The organism is Cellulomonas sp. KU4C (assembly GCF_056868065.1).
Genome location: NZ_CP200322.1, coordinates 3,047,820 through 3,066,570 on the forward strand (window position 1 = coordinate 3,047,820; position 18,751 = coordinate 3,066,570).

At 76.1% G+C, this 18,751-nt stretch carries 28 protein-coding genes and 2 pseudogenes; 15 read left to right on the plus strand and 15 right to left on the minus strand.

The features are described from left to right. The first annotated feature begins 96 nt into the window (after positions 1–96). Positions 97–606, plus strand: coding sequence for a hypothetical protein (locus tag AC1VL8_RS14420; RefSeq protein ID WP_483075649.1), 510 nt, complete (start codon positions 97–99; stop codon positions 604–606). A gap of 13 nt (positions 607–619) precedes the next feature. Here the strand turns inward: AC1VL8_RS14420 and AC1VL8_RS14425 are convergent, their stop codons facing one another. From AC1VL8_RS14425 to AC1VL8_RS14435, 3 genes and pseudogenes are all read right to left on the minus strand, one after another. Continuing rightward, entirely contained in the window at positions 620–1,384 is a 765-nt protein-coding gene (locus tag AC1VL8_RS14425) for an alpha/beta fold hydrolase (protein WP_483075650.1), read from the minus strand. Then, positions 1,381–2,290 (minus strand): annotated as a pseudogene (ppk2, locus tag AC1VL8_RS14430) (polyphosphate kinase 2). Before ppk2 ends, AC1VL8_RS14425 begins: the two are co-directional and overlap by 4 nt. A 93-nt stretch (positions 2,291–2,383) precedes the next feature. Further along, a complete protein-coding gene (locus tag AC1VL8_RS14435) occupies positions 2,384–2,980 on the minus strand; it encodes a TetR family transcriptional regulator (protein WP_483075651.1) in 597 nt (198 codons plus the stop codon). A gap of 47 nt (positions 2,981–3,027) precedes the next feature. Here AC1VL8_RS14435 and AC1VL8_RS14440 point away from each other — a divergent pair, with 47 nt between their 5' ends. The 7 genes from AC1VL8_RS14440 (at position 3,028) to AC1VL8_RS14470 (ending at position 7,629) form a co-directional block, all read left to right on the plus strand. Further along, positions 3,028–3,441 (plus strand): DUF952 domain-containing protein, encoded by a 414-nt coding sequence (locus AC1VL8_RS14440; RefSeq protein ID WP_483075652.1) that lies wholly within the window; start codon positions 3,028–3,030, stop codon positions 3,439–3,441. 71 nt (positions 3,442–3,512) lie between these two features. Next, complete coding sequence (locus AC1VL8_RS14445; RefSeq protein WP_483075653.1) at positions 3,513–4,040, plus strand: histidine kinase; 528 nt, start codon at positions 3,513–3,515, stop codon at positions 4,038–4,040. Positions 4,041–4,103: 63 nt separating this feature from the next. After that, on the plus strand, positions 4,104–4,940 hold the full coding sequence (locus tag AC1VL8_RS14450; RefSeq protein WP_483075654.1) for a DUF4097 family beta strand repeat-containing protein: 837 nt from the start codon (positions 4,104–4,106) through the stop codon (positions 4,938–4,940). A gap of 42 nt (positions 4,941–4,982) precedes the next feature. Beyond that, positions 4,983–5,750, plus strand: a complete 768-nt coding sequence (locus tag AC1VL8_RS14455; RefSeq protein WP_483075655.1) for an ABC transporter ATP-binding protein — start codon at positions 4,983–4,985, stop codon at positions 5,748–5,750. Beyond that, entirely contained in the window at positions 5,750–6,583 is an 834-nt protein-coding gene (locus AC1VL8_RS14460) for an ABC transporter permease (protein WP_483075656.1), read from the plus strand. The genes AC1VL8_RS14455 and AC1VL8_RS14460 overlap by 1 nt, the downstream gene beginning before the upstream one ends. Before the next feature lie 17 nt (positions 6,584–6,600). Then, positions 6,601–7,029, plus strand: coding sequence for an NAD(+)--rifampin ADP-ribosyltransferase (gene arr, locus AC1VL8_RS14465; RefSeq protein ID WP_389230501.1), 429 nt, complete (start codon positions 6,601–6,603; stop codon positions 7,027–7,029). A gap of 33 nt (positions 7,030–7,062) precedes the next feature. After that, a complete protein-coding gene (locus AC1VL8_RS14470; protein WP_389229064.1) occupies positions 7,063–7,629 on the plus strand; it encodes a YdeI/OmpD-associated family protein in 567 nt (188 codons plus the stop codon). Here AC1VL8_RS14470 and AC1VL8_RS14475 read toward each other — a convergent pair. The 3 genes from AC1VL8_RS14475 to AC1VL8_RS14485 form a co-directional block, all read right to left on the minus strand. Next, positions 7,626–8,048, minus strand: coding sequence for a hypothetical protein (locus AC1VL8_RS14475; RefSeq protein WP_483075657.1), 423 nt, complete (start codon positions 8,046–8,048; stop codon positions 7,626–7,628). The two genes, AC1VL8_RS14470 and AC1VL8_RS14475, sit on opposite strands and share 4 nt — an antisense overlap. Positions 8,049–8,109: 61 nt before the next feature. Next, positions 8,110–8,397, minus strand: coding sequence for a LuxR C-terminal-related transcriptional regulator (locus AC1VL8_RS14480; protein WP_483075658.1), 288 nt, complete (start codon positions 8,395–8,397; stop codon positions 8,110–8,112). Positions 8,398–8,532: 135 nt separating this feature from the next. Then, positions 8,533–8,781: a DUF1272 domain-containing protein gene (locus tag AC1VL8_RS14485; RefSeq protein WP_483075659.1), complete on the minus strand. Its 249-nt coding sequence runs from the start codon at positions 8,779–8,781 to the stop codon at positions 8,533–8,535. A 250-nt stretch (positions 8,782–9,031) separates the two neighbouring features. On the opposite strand from AC1VL8_RS14485, the gene AC1VL8_RS14490 reads away from it, so the two are divergent. Next, on the plus strand, positions 9,032–9,433 hold the full coding sequence (locus AC1VL8_RS14490; protein WP_483075660.1) for a hypothetical protein: 402 nt from the start codon (positions 9,032–9,034) through the stop codon (positions 9,431–9,433). On the opposite strand, the gene AC1VL8_RS14495 is transcribed toward AC1VL8_RS14490, so the two are convergent. Then, positions 9,430–10,284, minus strand: a complete 855-nt coding sequence (locus AC1VL8_RS14495; RefSeq protein WP_483075661.1) for an AraC family transcriptional regulator — start codon at positions 10,282–10,284, stop codon at positions 9,430–9,432. The genes AC1VL8_RS14490 and AC1VL8_RS14495 overlap by 4 nt on opposite strands. Positions 10,285–10,419: 135 nt before the next feature. On the opposite strand from AC1VL8_RS14495, the gene AC1VL8_RS14500 reads away from it, so the two are divergent. Together AC1VL8_RS14500 and nhaA are read left to right on the plus strand one after the other, a co-directional pair. Beyond that, positions 10,420–10,965: a carboxymuconolactone decarboxylase family protein gene (locus tag AC1VL8_RS14500; RefSeq protein ID WP_389229088.1), complete on the plus strand. Its 546-nt coding sequence runs from the start codon at positions 10,420–10,422 to the stop codon at positions 10,963–10,965. A gap of 143 nt (positions 10,966–11,108) precedes the next feature. Beyond that, entirely contained in the window at positions 11,109–12,536 is a 1,428-nt protein-coding gene (nhaA, locus tag AC1VL8_RS14505; RefSeq protein WP_483075662.1) for a Na+/H+ antiporter NhaA, read from the plus strand. A gap of 459 nt (positions 12,537–12,995) precedes the next feature. Here the strand turns inward: nhaA and AC1VL8_RS14510 are convergent, their stop codons facing one another. Genes AC1VL8_RS14510 through AC1VL8_RS14530 form a run of 5 tightly spaced genes read right to left on the minus strand, consistent with a single transcriptional unit; the run spans position 12,996 to position 14,922 of the window. Continuing rightward, positions 12,996–13,559 carry a DUF6286 domain-containing protein gene (locus AC1VL8_RS14510; RefSeq protein WP_483075663.1) on the minus strand — a complete coding sequence of 188 codons (564 nt, stop codon included), beginning with the start codon at positions 13,557–13,559 and terminating at the stop codon, positions 12,996–12,998. Continuing rightward, positions 13,556–13,942 (minus strand): Asp23/Gls24 family envelope stress response protein, encoded by a 387-nt coding sequence (locus tag AC1VL8_RS14515; protein WP_389229100.1) that lies wholly within the window; start codon positions 13,940–13,942, stop codon positions 13,556–13,558. Before AC1VL8_RS14515 ends, AC1VL8_RS14510 begins: the two co-directional genes overlap by 4 nt. Continuing rightward, on the minus strand, positions 13,935–14,114 hold the full coding sequence (locus tag AC1VL8_RS14520; RefSeq protein WP_483075664.1) for a DUF2273 domain-containing protein: 180 nt from the start codon (positions 14,112–14,114) through the stop codon (positions 13,935–13,937). The genes AC1VL8_RS14515 and AC1VL8_RS14520 overlap by 8 nt, the downstream gene beginning before the upstream one ends. Next, complete coding sequence (locus tag AC1VL8_RS14525; protein ID WP_483075665.1) at positions 14,114–14,452, minus strand: hypothetical protein; 339 nt, start codon at positions 14,450–14,452, stop codon at positions 14,114–14,116. The genes AC1VL8_RS14520 and AC1VL8_RS14525 overlap by 1 nt, the downstream gene beginning before the upstream one ends. Further along, on the minus strand, positions 14,449–14,922 hold the full coding sequence (locus AC1VL8_RS14530) for an Asp23/Gls24 family envelope stress response protein (RefSeq protein ID WP_389229109.1): 474 nt from the start codon (positions 14,920–14,922) through the stop codon (positions 14,449–14,451). The genes AC1VL8_RS14525 and AC1VL8_RS14530 overlap by 4 nt, the downstream gene beginning before the upstream one ends. 152 nt (positions 14,923–15,074) lie before the next feature. Here AC1VL8_RS14530 and AC1VL8_RS14535 point away from each other — a divergent pair, with 152 nt between their 5' ends. Together AC1VL8_RS14535 and AC1VL8_RS14540 are read left to right on the plus strand one after the other, a co-directional pair. Then, positions 15,075–15,617: an RNA polymerase sigma factor gene (locus tag AC1VL8_RS14535; RefSeq protein WP_483075666.1), complete on the plus strand. Its 543-nt coding sequence runs from the start codon at positions 15,075–15,077 to the stop codon at positions 15,615–15,617. Further along, positions 15,608–16,069: a hypothetical protein gene (locus AC1VL8_RS14540; protein ID WP_483075667.1), complete on the plus strand. Its 462-nt coding sequence runs from the start codon at positions 15,608–15,610 to the stop codon at positions 16,067–16,069. Before AC1VL8_RS14535 ends, AC1VL8_RS14540 begins: the two co-directional genes overlap by 10 nt. Positions 16,070–16,142: 73 nt before the next feature. Here the strand turns inward: AC1VL8_RS14540 and AC1VL8_RS14545 are convergent, their stop codons facing one another. Beyond that, entirely contained in the window at positions 16,143–16,574 is a 432-nt protein-coding gene (locus AC1VL8_RS14545) for a VOC family protein (protein WP_483075668.1), read from the minus strand. Between the two features lie 105 nt (positions 16,575–16,679). On the opposite strand from AC1VL8_RS14545, the gene AC1VL8_RS14550 reads away from it, so the two are divergent. Beyond that, the gene (locus AC1VL8_RS14550; RefSeq protein ID WP_483075669.1) at positions 16,680–17,648 is read left to right on the plus strand and encodes a helix-turn-helix transcriptional regulator; all 969 of its coding nucleotides are present in this window, start codon (positions 16,680–16,682) and stop codon (positions 17,646–17,648) included. A gap of 21 nt (positions 17,649–17,669) precedes the next feature. Here the strand turns inward: AC1VL8_RS14550 and AC1VL8_RS14555 are convergent, their stop codons facing one another. Continuing rightward, positions 17,670–18,047 (minus strand): hypothetical protein, encoded by a 378-nt coding sequence (locus AC1VL8_RS14555; protein ID WP_483076284.1) that lies wholly within the window; start codon positions 18,045–18,047, stop codon positions 17,670–17,672. Between the two features lie 80 nt (positions 18,048–18,127). Next, positions 18,128–18,346 (minus strand): annotated as a pseudogene (locus AC1VL8_RS14560) (hypothetical protein); the annotation flags it as partial. Between AC1VL8_RS14560 and AC1VL8_RS14565 the strand changes: the two are divergent. Next, positions 18,336–18,722 (plus strand): DUF1304 domain-containing protein, encoded by a 387-nt coding sequence (locus tag AC1VL8_RS14565; RefSeq protein ID WP_483075670.1) that lies wholly within the window; start codon positions 18,336–18,338, stop codon positions 18,720–18,722. The pseudogene AC1VL8_RS14560 and the gene AC1VL8_RS14565 sit on opposite strands and share 11 nt — an antisense overlap. Positions 18,723–18,751: the final 29 nt, after the last annotated feature.

An 18,751-nucleotide genomic window follows, 5' to 3' on the forward strand; every position in this document is an offset into this window, starting at 1 on the left:
ATGATGCCCGCGGAGGGCCCGCGCGGGGGCGCGCCGCTGCTAGCGTGACCGCCCACCCGGCGGCGTCCGGGCGCCGCCCGACCGGAGGAGACCCGCGTGCCCCCCACCGTGAACCCGTGGCGCGCCGCCGCGCGGGACGCCTGGTCCGTGGTCTGGCGGTGCCTCGCGGTGCTGACCGCGCTGGCCGCCGTGGCCGCCGTGGTCGTGGCGGCCTCGTACCGCTCCGACGACCTCCTCGACGGGGCCACCGGCTCGGCGTCGATCGTCGGCATCATGTGGCTGATGCACGTCGCGGTGACGCTGGTGGTGGGCTACCCGGTCGGGCTGGTCGTCAGCCGACCGCTGCTGGGGGTGACCTCGCGCGCGGGCGCTGCGGGCTGGTTCGCGCTGGCCGGTGCGGTGTCGGGGGCAGCCGTCGTCATGATCGTGCAGTTCCCGCCGGTGGTCTGGTTCGTCCTCGGCGGGGTCGTCGCGGGCGGCGCACGCGCGTGGGCGCACGGACCGATCCGGCGCCGGGCCGACCGGGACGCCCAGGCCCACCAGGCCGCCGCGACGCCCTGGCCCTACCCCGCGACCCCGGTCGGCGAGGCCGTCGACCCGCTCTAGCCGCGCGCGTCCGTCAGCGCCCGGCGTCGACGGCGTCCAGCCACCCCGCCAGCAGCCCGGCCAGGGCGGCGGGCTGCTCGTGCGGCAGGGCGTGCCCCGCGCGGTCCAGGACCGCCACCGTGGCCCGGGGGTGCACGGCGAGCAGGTCGAGCGCGGCCGCCCACCCGACGGTCGCGTCCCGCCGACCGGCGACGACGAGCACCGGCCCCCCGTACGGCGGCCCGTCGGTCCCGGACAGCTCCCACCGCTCGCCGACGCGCGCCGCCGCGGCGTCGTCGGCCAGCGCCGCACCCGGGGCGACGAACCGCCGGTACCGGTCGAGCATCTCCGCGGTCTGCACGACCAGGTAGTCCCGGAACCCCGCGTCCCCGAGGCCCGGGTCCGCGACCACGGGCCGGTGCTCCGGCACGTCGCGCGTCCCCGCCAGCAGCGGGCAGACCAGCGCCAGCCCGGCGACCTCGCCGGGCCACCGGGCCGCGAACCCGTGGGCGTAGTACCCGCCCGCCGAGTGCCCGACCAGCAGCACCGGCGCTCCGCCGGCCACGTCGTCGACGAACGCCCGCAGGAGGTCGAGGACCCCGTCCGCGCTGCGCAGGTCCGTCGGCGCCGGGCTCAGCCCGCAGCCGGGCAGGTCCGGGTAGATCCGCCGCAGCCCGCCGTACACCCGCAGCGCCGCCTCGAAGCACCCCTCCGGCTCCCGGTGGTCCACCCCCGCGCCGTGCAGCACCACCACGGGCCGCCCCTGCCCGTGCTCGACGTGGTGCAGCGGCGCGGTCACTCGTCCGCCGGCTCGTTCTTGCCGCGGATCACCAGCAGCGGGTCGGGACGCCCGACCACCGACGCGTCCTTGCCGTCGTAGTCGAACTGGCCGAGGAAGAACCGCATCGCGTTGATCCGCGCGCGCTTCTTGTCGTTGGACCGGATGATCGTCCACCGCGCGTTCCGCTTGTCGGTGCGGCGGAACATCTCCTCCTTCGCCGCGGTGTAGTCGTCCCACCGGTCCAGCGAGGCGAGGTCCATCGGCGACAGCTTCCACCGGCGCACCGGGTCGAGCTGCCGGATCGCGAACCGGGTGCGCTGCTCGGTCCGCGACACCGAGAACCAGAAGCTTGGTGACGTGGATCCCCGAGTCGACCAGCATCTTCTCGAACGCCGGGGCCTGCGCCATGAACGTCTGGTACTCCTCGTCGGACGCGAAGCCCATCACCCGCTCGACGCCGGCCCGGTTGTACCAGGACCGGTCGAACATGACGATCTCGCCCGCGGTCGGCAGGTGCTGCACGTACCGCTGGAAGTACCACTGGCCGCGCTCGCGGTCGCTCGGCTTGGACAGCGCGACGACCCGGGCGGTGCGCGGGTTGAGGTGCTCGGTGAACCGCTTGATCGTGCCGCCCTTGCCGGCGGCGTCCCGGCCCTCGAACAGGATGATCGCCCGCTTGTCGTTGTCCTCCAGCCAGTACTGGAACTTCAGCAGCTCGACCTGGAGGCGGTACTTCTCGAGCTCGTAGGCGTCGCGGTCCAGCAGGTCGGGGTACGGGTAGCCCTCCTGCCAGGTGTAGACGGGGTTGCCCTCGGGGTCGATCAGGTCGGGGTCGGGTGTGTGGCCGTCACGGACCGTGTAGCCGGTGTCCCGCAGGTACTCGATGTATCCCCGCAGGTCACGCGGCTGCTCGTCTCGGGTCATCCGGGGCTCCTGGTGGCCGTCGCGTCACGGGCTGCTGCCCTCTCGGATCCTCAGCCACCCACCGGCGGGGCGCAACCGCCCGTTCGTGCCGCGTCAGCCGCCCAGCACGACGCGGACCGCCCGGAGCGCGTGCTCCCGCGCGGCGTCGGGGGTGGGCGCCGACGCCAGCCCGAGCAGCCGGCGGCGGTGCGGCTCACCGAGCAGCAGCGTGTAGAGCTCCGGCGCGGACCGCGCCGGGTCGTCGACGCGCCCCGCCAGCAGCTCCCCGAGCGCCGCGATCGAGGCCGCGGGCCCCTGCGCGTAGAACGTGGCCGCCAGCCCGGGCAGCTGCGGCGCCTCGGCGGTGACCAGGCGGTGCAGGGTCACCGCGTCGTCCCCGTGCAGGGTGTGCACGATCCGCGCCGCCACCGACTCCAGGTCCGCCTCGCCGGGGTCGGGCGCCCGTTCGTGCGCGTGCAGCCGGTCGACCGCGGCGAGGAGCAGCCCCGTCTTGTCGGTGAACCACGTGTAGACGGTGCGCTTGCTGACGCCGGCCGCCGCGGCGACGGCCTCGACCGTCGTGGCCGCGAAGCCACGCTCCCCGAACAGCGCGACGGCGACGTCCAGCACCGCCTCGCGGCGCGCGGCCACCTCGTCGGCCCGCGGCCGTCCCCGGCGCCTCGGCACGGCGTTCTCGTCCTGGTCGCTCACGGACTTAATGCTACGGTGCGGTTTCTTTATCGACAAGGAGGACCCCCGTGGACGGATACCGGGTGCTGCACGTGGCGTTCAGCGACGACTGGGAGGCGTGCGCGCGGTTCGGGGGGTACGACGTCGCGACCCGCAGCACGCTCGTCGAGACCACGGGCTTCGTGCACGCCACCACCCGCGACGGCCTGCCGGCGGTGCTGCGCGACGTCTACGGCGACACCACCGAGCCCCTGCTGCTGGCCGTCGTCGACGAGGACGCGCTCGCCGAGGCCGGCGTGCCCGTGACGTGGGTGCACGCCCGGCCGGGCGCCCCGGCGACGCCGCGGATCGGCGGCGTGCTGCCGATGGACGACCGGACCGTCGTCGCCATGCTCGAGCTCGCCCGGGGCGCCGGCGGCTGGTCGGCCCCCGACCTCACCGGGCTGCGGGTCCGCGCCGCAGCACCCGAGGACCAGCAGTAGCCCGACGCGCGCGGGCAACCTGACACCACTCGGCTCTTGCATGACACCACCGGTGGTGTCATGCTGACGTCATGGACCTCACGCGCTACGTCGACGACCTCCAGGACCGGCTGCTCACCGCGGCCGACGCCGCGGGCGGCGACGCCCGGGACCTCGCCCAGCGCCTCACCGCACCGCTCGACGCGGCGGTCCGGCTCGTCCTGCTCGAGGCCCTGTCCGCGGCCGCCGGTGAGATCACCGCCGACCTCGCCCCCGGCTCCGTCGACGTGCGGCTGCGCGGCGGGGAGCCGGAGTTCGTGGTGGACGCGCGCTCCGACGCGGGGTCGCACGCAGCCGCACCGGCACCCGCCGCACCCGCACCCACGGCCGCACCCGCACCCGCACCGGTCGACGCCGACGAGGGCGCCACCACCCGCACCACCCTGCGCCTGCCCGACCACCTCAAGGCCCAGGTCGAGGTCGCCGCCGCGCGCGAGGGCCTCTCCGTCAACTCCTGGCTCGTCCGGGCGGTCGCCGCCGCGCTCGAGCCCGTCGACCGGCCCGCCCTGCAGGCCCGTCCCGAGCAGCGCGGCACCCGGCTCACCGGCTGGGTGCGCTGACACCCGCTCCGCCCGCTCCACCGCCACCTGACACCACACCGACACCACCCGCCTGGAGCCGTCATGCCCACGTACCCCGCACCCACCCCGGTCGCGGTCGCCGTCGACCTGCTCGTCGGCACGCTGCACGTCGTCGCCGGGGACCGGGACGACGTCGTCGTCACCGTGCTGCCGCTCGACCCCGCCAAGCAGCGCGACGTGCGCGCCGCCGAGGAGGTCCGCGTCGACCGCGTCGGGGACACCGTCACCGTCACCGGCCCGCGGTGGAAGCAGTACCTCCCGTTCGGCACCGGGACCCCGGCCGTCACCGTCGAGCTGCCCACCGGGTCAGACCTGTCCGGCACCGCCGGGACCCTCTACGCGGAGGGCACGCTCGGCACGGTCAGGATGTCGGTCAACGCCGGCAACGCCCGCGTCGGCGAGGCCGACCGGCTGGACCTGAAGGCCTCGGCCGGCTCGGTGACGGTCGGCCGGACCACCGGCGCGACGACGGTCCGGGCCGGCGCGGGGTCGGTCCGGATCGGGGAGGTCGCCGGGCAGGCCACGGTCCGCGCGGCCAACGGGACCACGACCGTCGAGGCCGTCACCGGCGCCCTGCACGTGGCCGGCGCCCACGCCGACGTCGCGGTCGGTCGCGTGCGCGGGACCCTGACCGCCAAGGCGGCGTCCGGCGGCATCCGCGTCGACCGCGTCGAATCGGGCACGGTCACGCTGACGACGTCCTACGGCTCCATCGAGGTCGGCGTGCCCGAGGGCACCGCCGCCTGGCTCGACGTCGCCTCGGACCACGGGTCCGTGCGCGACGAGCTCCGCCCGGTGGAGGGCCCCGTCGTCGACGAGGACACCGCCGAGATCACGGCCGGCACCGGCTACGGCGACGTCCTCGTCCGCCGGCCCTGACCGCACCCGCACCACCCCACCCGCTCCCCGAGGAGGACCCCCATGTCCGACGACCTCGCCGTGGACGTCCGCGGCCTGCGCAAGTCCTACGGCGACCAGCTCGTGCTCGACGGCGTCGACCTCGCCGTCCGCGCCGGCACCGTCACCGCCCTGCTCGGCCCGAACGGCGCCGGCAAGACCACCACGGTCGGCATCCTGTCGACGCTCCTGCGACCGGACGGCGGCACCGCCCGCGTCGCCGGGCACGACGTCGTCACCGACCCGCAGGCGGTGCGCGCCGCGATCGGCGTCACCGGTCAGCTGTCGGCGGTCGACGACCTGCTCACCGGCGTCGAGAACCTGCGGCTCATGACGCAGCTGCACCACCTCGGCCGCGCCGCCGGGCGGGAGCGCACCGACGCGCTGCTCGCCCGGTTCGACCTCACCGACGCCGCGCGCAAGCCGGTGTCCACCTGGTCGGGCGGGATGCGGCGCAAGCTCGACCTCGCGATGACCCTGGTCGGCTCCCCCGCGGTCGTGTTCCTCGACGAGCCGACCACCGGGCTCGACCCGCGCAGCCGCCGGACGCTCTGGGACGAGGTCCGCGCCCTGATCGCCGCCGGCACGACGATCCTGCTCACCACCCAGTACCTCGACGAGGCCGACCACCTCGCCGACCGGGTCGCGGTGCTCGACGGCGGCCGGGTCGTCGCCGAGGGCACCCCGGCCGAGCTCAAGTCCACGCACGACGCCGGCACGCTCGACGACGTGTTCCTGCGCCTCACCGCGCCGTCGGCCGCCGCCGACCCGTCCTCGGAGGAGGTGGCCTGATGGCCGCCGTCACGCTCGCCCCCGCGCCCGTCGCGGTCGGTCCCCGCCCCGTCGCGGACACGCTCGCCATGTTCCGCCGCAACCTGCTGCGGGCCGTCCGCTACCCCGGCCTGACCGGGTTCACCGTCGGCATCCCGATCGCGCTGCTCCTGCTGTTCGTCTACGTGTTCGGCGGCGCGTTCGGCGCCGGGGTCGCACCCGGCGTCGCCCCCGGTGCGGACGGCCGGGCCGCGTACCTCGACTACATCACCCCGGCGATCCTCCTGTTCGCCGTCGTCGGTGCGGCGCAGAGCGTCGCGATCACCGCCGCGATGGACGCCACGAGCGGCATCATGGCGCGGTTCCGGACGATGGCCATCTCCCCCGGGTCGGTCCTCGGCGGGCCGGTGCTGGGCACGGTGGTGCAGGGGGTGCTCGCGGTCGCCGTGGTGCTCGGGCTCGCGGTGGCGCTCGGCCACCGACCGGGTGCCGGGCCGCTGGGCTGGCTCGCCCTGCTGGGGCTGCTCGCGCTCGTCACCTTCGCCACCGCCTGGTTGTGCGTGGCGATGGGCCTCGCCGCCCCGTCGGTCGAGACCGCGTCGAACACGCCGATGCTGCTCACGTCCCTGCCGTTCCTCGGCAGCGGGTTCGTCCCGGTGGACACGATGCCCACGGCGGTGCGCTGGTTCGCCGAGTACCAGCCGTTCACCCCGATCATCGAGACGACCCGCAGCCTGCTCGCGGGCACGCCGCTCGACGCGGCGCGCACCGCGCAGGCCCTGGGCTGGACGGTGGTGATCGGCGCGCTCGGGTACGCGTGGGCGCGGTCGCTGTACCGCCGCGAACGCCGGTGACAGCGCGCCCGCACCGGGTGCACGCTGGGTCGGTGGACGCCACCTCCCCGGACCCCGGCCCGTTCTTCCACGGCACGCGCGCGGACCTCGCACCCGGCGACCTCCTGGAACCCGGCTTCCGGTCGAACTTCGGCAGCCACCGGGTCGCGCGCTACCTGTACCTGACCGCCACGCTCGACGCCGCGACCTGGGGCGCCGAGCTGGCGGCCGGGGACGCACCGGGCCGGATCTACCGGGTCGAACCGACCGGCCCGTTCGAGGACGACCCGAACCTCACCGACCAGAAGTTCCCCGGCAACCCGACGCGGTCGTACCGCACCCGCGCACCGCTGCGGGTCGTCGGCGAGGTCGAGGACTGGACCGGTCACCCGCCGGAGGTCCTGCAGGCGATGCGCGACCACCTCGCCGAGCTCGACCGGGCCGGCGTGGAGGCGATCGAGGACTGACGCGTGTCGGCGGCGGGTCGTACGATCCGCGACATGCCCGACGACACCCCGACGCTGCTGGTCGCCGACGCCGCCGCCTGGCGGGCCTGGCTCGACGCGCACGAGGACGAGACCGCCGGGGTGTGGCTGGTCCTCGCCAAGAAGGGCGTCGTCGACCCCACGTCGCTCACCTACGCGCAGGCCCTCGACGAGGCCCTGTGCAGCGGCTGGATCGACGGCCAGAAGCGCGCAGGCGACGCCGCGACGTTCCTGCAGCGGTTCAGCCCGCGCCGGGCCCGGTCGCTGTGGTCGCAGCGCAACATCGAGCACGTCGCGCGGCTCACCGCCGAGGGCCGGTTCCGGCCGCGCGGCCACGCCGAGGTCGACCGGGCCCGGGCCGACGGCCGCTGGGACCGCGCCTACGCCGGCTCCGCGGCGGCCGAGGCGCCGGAGGACCTGCTGCTCGCGCTCGACGCGGTGCCCGGCGCCCGCGCGCGGTTCGACGCGCTGAGCCGCCAGGACCGGTACTCCGTGCTGCACCCGTTGATGACGGCGGCGACGCCGCAGACCCGGCAGCGCCGGCTCGACCGGGCCGTGGCGCAGCTGGCCGCTTCCGACTAGCCCTCGGGCGCCGGCCGCGGTGCGGAACCCCCGGCCGCGCGCGCCTGGAGCCGCTTGCGCAGGAAGACGTACGGCAGCAGCCACGTCGCCACGGCGGTGACCAGCCAGACGAGCACCACCGCCGCGATCCACGTCGCGGCTCCACCGGTGACCCGCAGCCCGTCCGAGATCGTCTGCGCCAGCAGCAGCGCCACAAACGTCGACACCAGCCCGATCCCGCCGAGGAACGCGCTCGCGTACTTCCGCGCGGTCATCGCGATGAACGGCGTGAGGATCGCCTGGGCGACCGTGAACACGACCACCGCGGTGACGAACCCGCCCGGGCTCAGGTGGAACCCGTCGAGCACCAGCGACGTCACCCACAGCCCCAGCGCGGCGGACCCGAGGAAGATCGCGACACGGATCAGGAAGATGACCATGCGCCGACCGTAGACCCGCCGCTCCCGCCCGCGACAGGGCCGGTGCGTCCAGGGACCCGGGTCAGCTGACGCCGGCGGCGTGGGCCCAGGCGACGGCCTCGGCGCGGGTCGTCGCACCGATCTTGCGGTAGATCGACCGCACCTGGGTCTTCACGGTGTTGCGGGACACGAACAGCCGTCGGGCGATCTGCTCGAGCGTGACGTCCTCCGTCAGCTCGGACAGCACGACGCGCTCACGGACGGACAGCGGCTCGCCGGCCAGGGCGGCGTCGGCGCGTGCGTCGGCCGGTGCGGCGGTCCGTGCGTCGGGGAGGGTGGCAGGGAGTGCGGCGGGCGTCAGGACGCGCATGGTGGACTCCGGTCGTCGGGGGTGACGGGTGATCCGTCCTGCGCCGGGTTCGTCGCCGACCACCCGGCGGATGGGTCCCGTGGGGAGCGTCACCCGTTCGGCCCGCCGGTTCCCCGGTGACGACCGACCCCGCGGCTACGCCGGGCGGTCGCCGCAGCCCGCCGCGAGCACGCGCACGGTGCTCGGCGGATTCGCCGCGAGCAGGTGCGCGGGACGGACGGGCCGGCGCTCCAGGCCGCCCCCGCAGTTCGGGCACGCGCGTCCCGGGAAGGTCGCCACGCAGTCCGCGCACCAGGTGCACTCGAAGGTGCAGATGTACGCGTCGTCCGCGTCGGGCGGCAGGTCACGGTCGCAGCACTCGCAGCCCGGACGGATCTCGAGCACGGCACCTCCCGGTCGGCGGCGGCCCCGGCAGCCGCCGCCCCACTATGCCCGACCCGCCCGCTCCCCCGCGCCCCCGGCACCCGGCCCCGTCACCCGTCCCCGTCACCCAGCACCCGACGAGTGGTCACGACACGCTGGTCCGAGCACCCGGACCCCAGCGTGTCGTGACCGCTCGACGCCGCGCCGCGCGCGGGCGGGAGCGGGGGCGGGCGCGGAGGCGGGCGCGGGCGCGGGCGCGGATGATCGGGGCATGGTCCGTGTCGCGATCGACGCCCGCACCGCCGTCCGCCTCGCCCGCGAGGAGATGGTCGTCGACGGCACCCACCGCCTCGTCGCCCCGCACCGGCTGCGGTCGGAGGCGATGGCGCTGCTCTACGCCGAGGTGCGCGCGGGCACGCTCGCCGACGCCGCCGCACGAGCCCTGCTGGACCGGGTCACCACGACGCCGGTGCGGCTGCTCGGCGACCGGGTGTCACGGGCGACCGCCTGGCAGATCGCCACCCGGCTCGGCTGGGACGACACCGGGCCCGCGGAGTACCTCGCGGTCGCGCAGCTGCAGGCCGACGTGCTCGTCACCGTCGACGAGGAGCTCGCTCGCCACGCCGCGGGGATCGTGGCGACGGCGCCGTTCGGGTTCCTCTCCGGCCCCTAGGCCCCCGTCGCCGCCAGCCACGCGCGCGGCGACGCGCCGAGCCGCTGCGTGAACGCCCGCGAGAACGCGGCGGACGTCGCGTAGCCGAGCTCGGTCGCCGTGCGGGACACCGAGGCGCCGGCGCGGAGCCGGTCCTGCGCGACGGTCAGCCGCCACCGGGTCAGGTACTCGGCGGGCGGCTGGCCGACCGTCTCCTTGAACCGGGCGGCGAACGCGCTGCGGGACATGCTCGCCTCGTGGGCCATCGACGCGAGCGTCCAGGCGCGGCCCGGCTGCTCGTGCACGGCGACCAGCGCCGGGGCGAGACGCGGGTCGGCGAGCCCGGTGAGCAGGCCGGCCGGCAGCGCGAGGTCGTCGGTGTGGTCCAGCACCCAGCGGAACAGCTCGATCAGCACGACCTCGAACAACCGGTCCGCGACGAGCCGCCGCCCGCAGCGCACGTCGTCGACCTCGGCGAACAGCAGGTCGAGGGCGGGCCCGAGGCTGCGGACCGCGTCGAGCGGCAGCACCAGCACGGGCGGGAGCGTGCGCACCAGCGGGTGGGTCTCGCCGCCGGCGAAGTCGAGGGTCGCGCAGGCGAAGTCGGAGTCGTCGGTCGGGGCGTTGTGGAACGCGTGCTCCAGCGGCCGGGGGTAGAGCAGCAGGCTGGGGGTGTCGACGACCCTGCGCTCGATCCGTCCGCCAGCGCCGACGTGCTCGATCTCCATCGCGCCGCGCCGGAGCACGTGCAGGAACCCGCGCCCGGGCCGGGCGGCGAAGGTCGTGACGCCGCACAGCGGGCCCGTGTGGAACACCTCCGTGCGGACGCGGAGCTGCTCGAGCAGGGAGGAGAGCCGGTCGACGGGAGCCACCCACCCAGTATCGCGGACGATCAGACGCATATGGAAGACGCTGCGCGTCTTTTCGTCCACCGATCCGCGCCAGGCTGGAGGCACACCGCAGGACGGGACCCGTCCGGCGGCACCTCCGACCGAAGGAGCACCACCATGTCCCGCGTCCCGCTCGTCGACCCCGCCACCACCACCGGCCCCGTCAAGGAGCAGCTCGACCAGGTCCGCGCCGCGTTCGGGGGCGTGCCCAGCATGTTCCGCGCGGTCGCCGGCTCCCCCGCCGCCCTGCAGAGCATGTGGGCCCAGTTCGGCGCCCTCGGCACCGGCACGCTCGGTGCCGCCGTCGGCGAGCAGATCGCGGTCGCCGTGGCGAACCGCAACGCGTGCGAGTACTGCCTCGCCGCGCACACCGCGCTCGGCCGCAAGGCCGGCGTCCCGCGCGAGGCGATGGCCGCCGCGCAGGACGGGGCGTCGGACGACCCCCGCACCGCCGCGGTCCTGACCTTCGCGCTGCGCCTGGTCGAGGAGCGTGGGCACGTGTCCGCCGCCGACGTCCAGGCCGTCCGGGACGCGGGCTGGTCGGACGAGCAGGTCGTCGAGGTCGTCGCGCACGTCGCCCTCAACCTGTTCACCAACTACGTGAACGTCGCCCTCGAGGTCCCCGTGGACTTCCCGACGGTGCCGCTGCGCCGGGCCGCCTGACGGACACCCCGGCCGTGCCCCGCGCCCACACCGGCGCGGGGCACGGTGCTCGCGTAGAGTCGACCCTCGGTGTGCCGGGAAGTCTGGTCGGCGTCCCGCTCGGCGACCCCGCCGGCGGGGCCAGCCGCGACCCGAGGGACACGATGCCGAACCCCACCCCCACCCCCATCCCCACCGCCTCCCCCCTGCGCCGCTGGGCGACCCGCGAGACGACCGGCGGCGCGCTGCTGATCGTCGCCGCGCTGGTCGCCCTCGTCTGGGCGAACTCCCCCTGGCGCGCGGCGTACGCGACGCTGTCCGACACCGTGGTCGGCCCGGCCGCCTGGGGCCTGGACCTCGACCTCGCCCACTGGGCGGCCGACGGCCTGCTGGCGGTGTTCTTCTTCACCGTGGGGCTGGAGCTCAAGCGCGAGATGGTCGTCGGCAGCCTGCACGACCCGCGCCGCGCCGCCGTCCCGGTCCTCGCCGCGGTCGGCGGGATGGTCGTCCCGGCGGTGCTCTACACCGCCGTCGTGCTGGCGGCGGGCGACCCGGCCGCGCGGCACGGCTGGGCGATCCCGACCGCCACCGACATCGCGTTCGCCCTGGCCGTGCTCGCGATCTTCGGACGCGGCCTGCCGGTGGCGATCCGCACGTTCCTGCTCACCCTCGCGGTGGTCGACGACCTCCTCGCGATCGTCGTGATCGCGGTCTTCTACACCGACACCGTCTCGTTCGGGTGGCTCGCGCTCGCGGCGGGCGCGGTCGCGCTCTTCGGCGTCCTCGCGCGCTCACGCGTCGCGCACCCGGCGCTGCTCGCGCTGCCGGCCCTCGCCGCCTGGGTGCTGATGCTGCACTCGGGGGTGCACGCGACGATCGCCGGCGTCCTGCTCGGCCTGGTCGTCCCCGCGCGCCCGCTCGCCGGCGAGGGCGACGACCGCGCGCACCGGTACGAGGCCGCGGTCCGGCCGTGGTCGTCGGTGCTGGCCCTGCCCCTGTTCGCGTTCTTCTCCGCGGGCGTCACGGTGGTCGGCGGCGACGGCGGCGTGCTCGGGCAGGCCGTCGTGCCCGCCGTCGTCCTGGGGCTGGTCGCCGGGAAGGTCACCGGCGTGCTCGGCACCGTGGCGCTCGCGACCCGCACCCGCACCCTGCGGCTGCCCGAGGGGGTGGGGCTGCGGGACCTGCTCCCCGTGGGGATGCTCGCGGGCATCGGGTTCACGGTGTCGCTGCTCATCGCGGAGCTTCTCGTTCGACGACCCGGCGCTCGCGGACGGGGCGAAGGTCGCCGTCCTGGTCGGCACGACCGTCTCCGCCGTCGCCGCGGCGGTGCTCCTGCGGCGGGACGCCCGGCAGGCGCGCGACGCGGACATGAACGACGACGGGGTGCCGGACCGGCCGCAGGACGTCATCGACGACCGGCCCCGCTGAGCGCCCGGCGCACCGGTCGGCGCACCCGGTCCACGCACCCGGTCAGCGCACCCGGTCCAGCGCGTGCCGTCGGCGGCTCACCCGCAGGTGGGTGCGCGCGGCGAACCGCGGCACGCCGGTCACGTCGCGGGCCTGCGCCGTCAGGGCGGCGACCGCCTGGCTGACCGCGCGCAGGTCGGCCTGCGCGTCCACGGTGATCGTGCTGCTCAGGACGGTCCGCCCCCGCTCGGTCACGAACGACGCGCGCGCGGCGGTCACCCCGTTCTCCCGGCCCGCGAGGTCGGCGAAGTGGCTGGCGACGCCCGGCAGGTCGAGCACCAGGCGTCCGGTGGCGTCCGACCCGGGCAGCGCGACCCGGGTGACGCGCGTCGAGCGCAGGTGCGCGAGCAGCCACGCCACCCCGACGACCACGAGCACGACGCCGGCGACGGCTGCGGCGGCCGGCCACCACGCAGCGGTGGTGACTTCCTCGGCGCGACCGGGGTCGAGCGACGCCGGGGCACCCGACCACAGGTCGGACAGCGCGCCCGACCACCACGCGACCAGCGCGAGGCCGACCACGAGCAGCAGCACCCCGAGCAGCAGCGCGACGGTGCGGTTGGTCCTGCGCAGTGCGGGTCTCATCAGCTCTCCCTGTCGTCACCGGCGCGGGCACGGACCCGCACCCGCGGGGTGCGCTCGAGCACGGCCAGGGCGTCCTGGACCGCGTCCTGCACGGCGGCGGCGGTGGTGCCGGAGCCGGTGGTGCGGGCGGTCACCGTGACGGTGCCGGCCGTCGCGGTGGTGCTCGCGTCGAGCACGCCGTCGACCCGGCGGGCGGCCGCGGACGCCAGGCGGGCGACGTCGACGGGCAGCAGGTACTGGCCGTTGCCGTCGCTGACCGGCACGCCCCGGCGCCGGCGGGGGCGCAGCGCCCCGACCAGCAGCAGCAGCCCGAGCAGCGCGACCAGCCCGCCGACCACGGCGACGCCGGGCCCGGGGGTCACGGTCCCGGCCGCGTCGGCGGCGCTGGTGATCCAGTCGCGTCCGCCCAGCACGTCGAGGCGCACCAGCGCGTCGTGCGCCAGCACCAGCCCGAGGGCGACGAGCAGCACGGCGAGCACCAGGCCGATCCACGCCGTCGCGGTGCGGGTGCGGGGCGGCAGCGCCTCGACGCCGTCCGTCGCCCGGTCGTCGACGTGGCTCATCGGACCCGCCTCCGCACAGGGGCGGTGTCGTCCACGCTCGCGACGACCACGTCGACGGCGTCCGCCCGGACACCGGCGTAGCGCTCGACCGAGCGGGTGACCTCGTCCCGGACCGCCGCCGCCGTGCGCGCGGCCGGCGCGGGCCAGGCGAGCGCGATCTCCACGACGAGGGTGGTGCGCAGCCCGCTGCCGGTCGCGGTCGCCCGCGGGTAGCCCCGGCCCAGCGGGCCGATCCCGCCGGAGGTCGTCGCGACGCCGGGGACCGACCGCGCGGCCTGGCCGGCGACCTTCTCCACGACGCGGTCGGCGACCTCCAGCGACCCACGGTCCCCGGTGGAGCGTGGCTCCGAGCTCGCGCGCTCCGGGGCGACGACGTCAGCCACGGCGCCGACCGCCCACGAGGGCCCCGAGGTCCAGGGTGCCGCTCAGCTGGGCGGCGACGAGGCCGCCCACGGCGCCGAGCACCAGGGCGAGCAGGAAGCCGGTGAACCCCCCGGCGATGGCGGCGAGCGCCAGCAGCAGGCCGACGACGACTCCGGACGTGGTGGACGACATCACAGCTCCTCGGGTGGTGCGGGCGACGCGGCCGGTGCCACGTCGTCGATGTACACGTGCACGGGGCCCGGGACGATCCCGGCGACCTCGCGGTGGACCCGCTCGGCGACGGCCCGCAGGTCGGCGGTCTGGTCGACGACCAGGTGCACGTCGGTGCCGTCGGCGGTGCGGCGGATCCCGGGGACCCGGCGACCGGGCAGGTACGTGCCGATCTCGCCGAGCGGCCCGCCGTCCAGGCGGACCACCCCGGGCACGGCCTGCACGACCGCGGCGAGGACCTCCGCCGGGTCGGGCTCCCGCGCGTCGGGCAGGCGGGGGTCGACCGGGCCGGCGGTCACTGGACGCGCGGGGACTCGGCGGGCTCGGCAGGCTCCTCCTCGGGCAGGTGCACGTCGTTGACCGCGATGTTCACCTCGGTGACCCGCAGCCCGGTCATCCGCTCGACCGACTGGATCACGTTGCGGCGCACGCCCTCGGCCAGGTCGACCACGGAGACGCCGTACTCCGCGACCAGCTCCAGGTCGATGGCGGTCTCCCGCTCGCCGACCTCGACGGTCACGCCCTGGGACCGGCTGGTCGAGGCGCCCGGGATGCGCTCGCGCAGCGCGCCCATCGCCCGGGCCGCACCGCCGCCGAGGGCGTGCACGCCGACCACGCTGCTGGCGGCGATGCCGGCGATCTTCGAGACGACGCCGTCGGCGATGCTGGTCGAGCCGTGCTCGGTCTGCAGCGGGCTGGACTGGCCGCCGCGGCTGCGCTCGGTCGTGGCCAGGTCGGCGCGGGTGGTGGTGCTCGTCTGCTCGGTCATCGGACTCTCCTTCTCCCGGGGCGCGGGGCCCCTCGGGGTGCCGGACGCCCGTCCGGCGCCGACACTCGTGTAGTGCCCGTCCCCCGCCGAAGTTCACGGGGCGCACGATGTGACCTGCGTCACACGGAGCGTCCGAGGGGGCGCGCCCCGCGATGACTCCCGACGACGAGGCCGAGCTCGCGCGGCAGGCCGCCCTGGGCGACCGGGACGCGTTCGTCGCGATCGTCGACCTGCACGGTCCGGCCCTCTACCGCTACGCGCGCCGGATGCTGCACGACTCCGGCGAGGCCGAGGACTGCGTCCAGGACGCCCTCAGCGCGGCGTGGACGGGACTGCCCCGGTTCCGCGCGGAGTCGAGCCTGAAGACCTGGCTGTTCGGGATCCAGGCCAACGTCGTGCGGCACCGCCTGCGCCGGCGCGTGCCCGAGCCGACCGACCTCGTCCTGGACGCCCCGGCGCCGGCCGACGACGACGACCCGACCGCCCACCTGCTGCACACCGACCTGAGGTCCGCGCTCGCCGCGGCCCTCGACACCCTGCCGCCGCTGCAGCGGGCATGCTGGATCCTGTTCGCCGTCGAGGGCCTGAGCTACGAGGACATCGCGTCCACCCAGGCCACGACACCCACCGTCGTGCGGGGCCAGCTGGCTCGTGCGCGCCGCACGCTCGGACGGAGGCTCGAGAGATGGCGATGACCGACGACGACGACCTCGACGGCGTGGACGACCTGCTGGCCCGCGCCGCCGGCACCCTGCGCGAGCACACCGACGCGGGCTGGGTGCAGGCCCGCGCGTCGCTCGTGGCGAAGATCCGGTCCGCCGTCCGCCCGTCCGCGCCCGTCCGAGCCCGCCACGCCGCCGGGACGTTCTTCGTCGCCGGCTCGGTGCTGACCGCGGTGGTGCGGCACGCCATCGAGGGCCGCACCCGCGCCCGCCCGCACCGGATCACCCTGGACACCGACGACGACCACGCCCTGACCGAGGTGACCGTGCACGTCGGCGCGGCGTTCGGCGAGGCGCTGCTGCCGCTCGCCGACGAGGTGCGCCGCGTCGTGGTGGCCCAGCTGCGGGACACCCTCGGCGCACCGACGCTGCCGGCGAGCCTGGTCCGGGTCGACCTCGTGGTCGTGGACGTGTACCGGGCCTGAGGCACGGTGCCGCGTCCCCGCCCGGGAGCACGGCCGGTCGTGCGCGGAGCGCGGGCGACCGGCCGTGCGAGGGTCACGCCCCGTCGTACGCCACGGCGACGTCGAGCACCCACACGACCCCGAACCGGTCGCGCAGCATGCCGTACAGCGGCGACCAGCCCGCGGGCCCGAGCGGCACCACGACGGCGGCCCCCGCACCGGCGGCGAGGCGCTCCCACCGGGCCTCGACCACGGCGGCGTCCGTCCCGCGCACGGAGACGAAGTACCCGTTGGTCCCCTGCTCCCACGGCAGGTGCGCCGGGACGTCGTACGCCATGACGCGGAACCCGTCGGCGGACTCGACCTGCCCCCACAGGACCAGGTCGGCGTCGTCCGGGCCCGAGGCGGCGCCCGCGTCGGCGTAGGTGGCGATCGTCAGCTCGCCGCCGAAGACCTCGCGGTAGTGCTCGAGCGCCGCCCGGGCGTCGCCGCGCAGGTTGATGTGGGTGGTGGTGGACAGGGACATCGCGTCTCCTCGGTCGGTGCGCGCCGGCCCGGTCGGGCTCGGCACGGACGACGGTGCCAGCCCATCCGGTCAGGAACGGTCCGGATACCGCGGCACACTGGACGGGTGCCGACGACCTCGTCCCGCCTGCTGTCCCTGCTCTCGCTGCTCCAGGCGCGCCGGGACTGGCCGGCGAGCGTGCTGGCCGGCCGGCTCGACGTCACCGACCGGACCGTGCGCCGCGACGTCGACCGCCTGCGCGCGCTCGGCTACCCGATCACCAGCACCCGCGGGCGCGAGGGCGGCTACCGCCTCGACGCCGGCTCCACGCTGCCGCCGCTGCTGTTCGACGACGACCAGGCCGTGGCGCTCGCGGTGGCACTGCGGGGCGCGACCGCGTCGGGAGCGGGGATCGGCGAGGCGGCGGAGCGGGCGCTGCGCACGCTCCGCCAGGTACTGCCAGCCCGGCTCCGGCACCGGGTGGACGCGCTGCCCGTGGAGTCCACGCTGCCGGCCGACCCCGTCGACCCGGCCGTCATCGCGGCGGTCGGCGCCGCGATCCACGCCCGCGAGGTGCTGCGTCTCGACTACGCGAACCCGTCGCAGCACCCCGCCGAGGCCCGTGCGGCCCGCCGGGTCGAGCCGCACCACCTGGTGACCCGCGGCGGCCGCTGGTACCTGGTGGCGTGGGACCTGGACCGCGACGACTGGCGCACGCTGCGGGTCGACCGCGTGCGACCCCGCTCCCCCGGCGGTGCGCGGTTCACGCCGCGCGAGGTCCCCGGCGGCGACGTCACCGCCTACCTGGACGCCCGGTTCCGCGGCGCCGACGGCCCGGGGTCGGCCTGGCCGTGCCGGGGCGAGGTGCTGCTCGACGCGCCGGCCGCCGCCGTCGCGCCGTTCGCGCACGACGGGACCCTCGAGGCAGTCGGCCCGCAGCGCTGCCGGCTCGTGCTCGGCGCGTGGTCGTGGGCCGGCCTCGCGGCGACGATCGCCCGGTTCGACGTGGAGATCGAGGTGGTCGGCCCGCCCGCCCTCGCCGAGGAGTTCGACCGGCTGGCGCAGCGGTTCGCCCGCGCGGCGCACCGGGCGTGACCCCGCACCGCACCGCGCGGGTCAGATCAGCGCGAGCGCCGTGTCGAGGCTCTGCAGCGCCCCGGCGTTGTCGACCCGCGTGAGCGCGAGCGCGGCGACGACGAGGGCCGCGCAGGTGTCGGCGACCCGGGCCACCTCCGCGTCCGACGCCTGCGGGAACCGGGCGCGCACGCCCCGGCCGACCGCGTCCCGCATCTCGCCGCGGTAGGCCGCCACGGTGTCCCGGACGGTCTGGTCGTGCGCGATCGGCGCCCCGGCCGCGTTGATCAGCAGGCAGCCGTGCGCGGCGGTGAACGAGGCGGCGTCCTCCAGCGCCCGACGCAGCCCGCGCAGATAGACCTCGAGCGCGTCGGGTGCAACACCGTCGAGGGTGAGCGGCCGCAGCCGGGGCCGGACCACCTCGTCGAGGTAGCCTCGACGGCCGCGTCGAAGAGCCCGCGCTTGCTGCCGAAGGCGTGGTAGATGCTCGACCGGTTCAGCCCGGTCGCCTGCTCCAGCGCGGGCAGGGCCGCGGCTTCGTAGCCCTGCTCCCAGAACACCGCGCGTGCCGCCCGGACGACCTGCTGCGTGTCGAACGTCTGCGCGCGTCCCACGACCACCTCCACTTGTGCACCGACCGGTCCAGTATATAGTGGATCAGTCAGTTCAGAAACCAGGCGCTCCGGCGCCCGCGCAGAGGAGCCCCTCGTGATCGCCACCGGACTCGTGCTCGCCGGCCTCGCCGCACTCGTGCACGTCTACATCTTCGTGCTCGAGTCGGTGCTCTGGACGAGCGACCGCGCCCGCGCCACCTTCGGGACCACCCGCGAGGAGGCCGAGGCCACCCGCGCGCTCGCGTTCAACCAGGGGTTCTACAACCTGTTCCTCGCGATCGCCGTGGTGGTCGGGATCGTCGTCGTCGCCGCCGGCCACACCGCCGTCGGCGCCACGCTGGTGCTCACCGGCGCGGGCTCGATGGTCGCCGCCGGGCTGGTCCTCATGCTGTCCGACCGCACCAAGACCTCGGCCGCGCTCAAGCAGGCGGTCCTCCCGCTGCTTGGCGTCGTCGCGCTGGTCGTCGGCCTCGTCGCCTGAGCTGACACCCCGCCCCACCCGTCCCACCC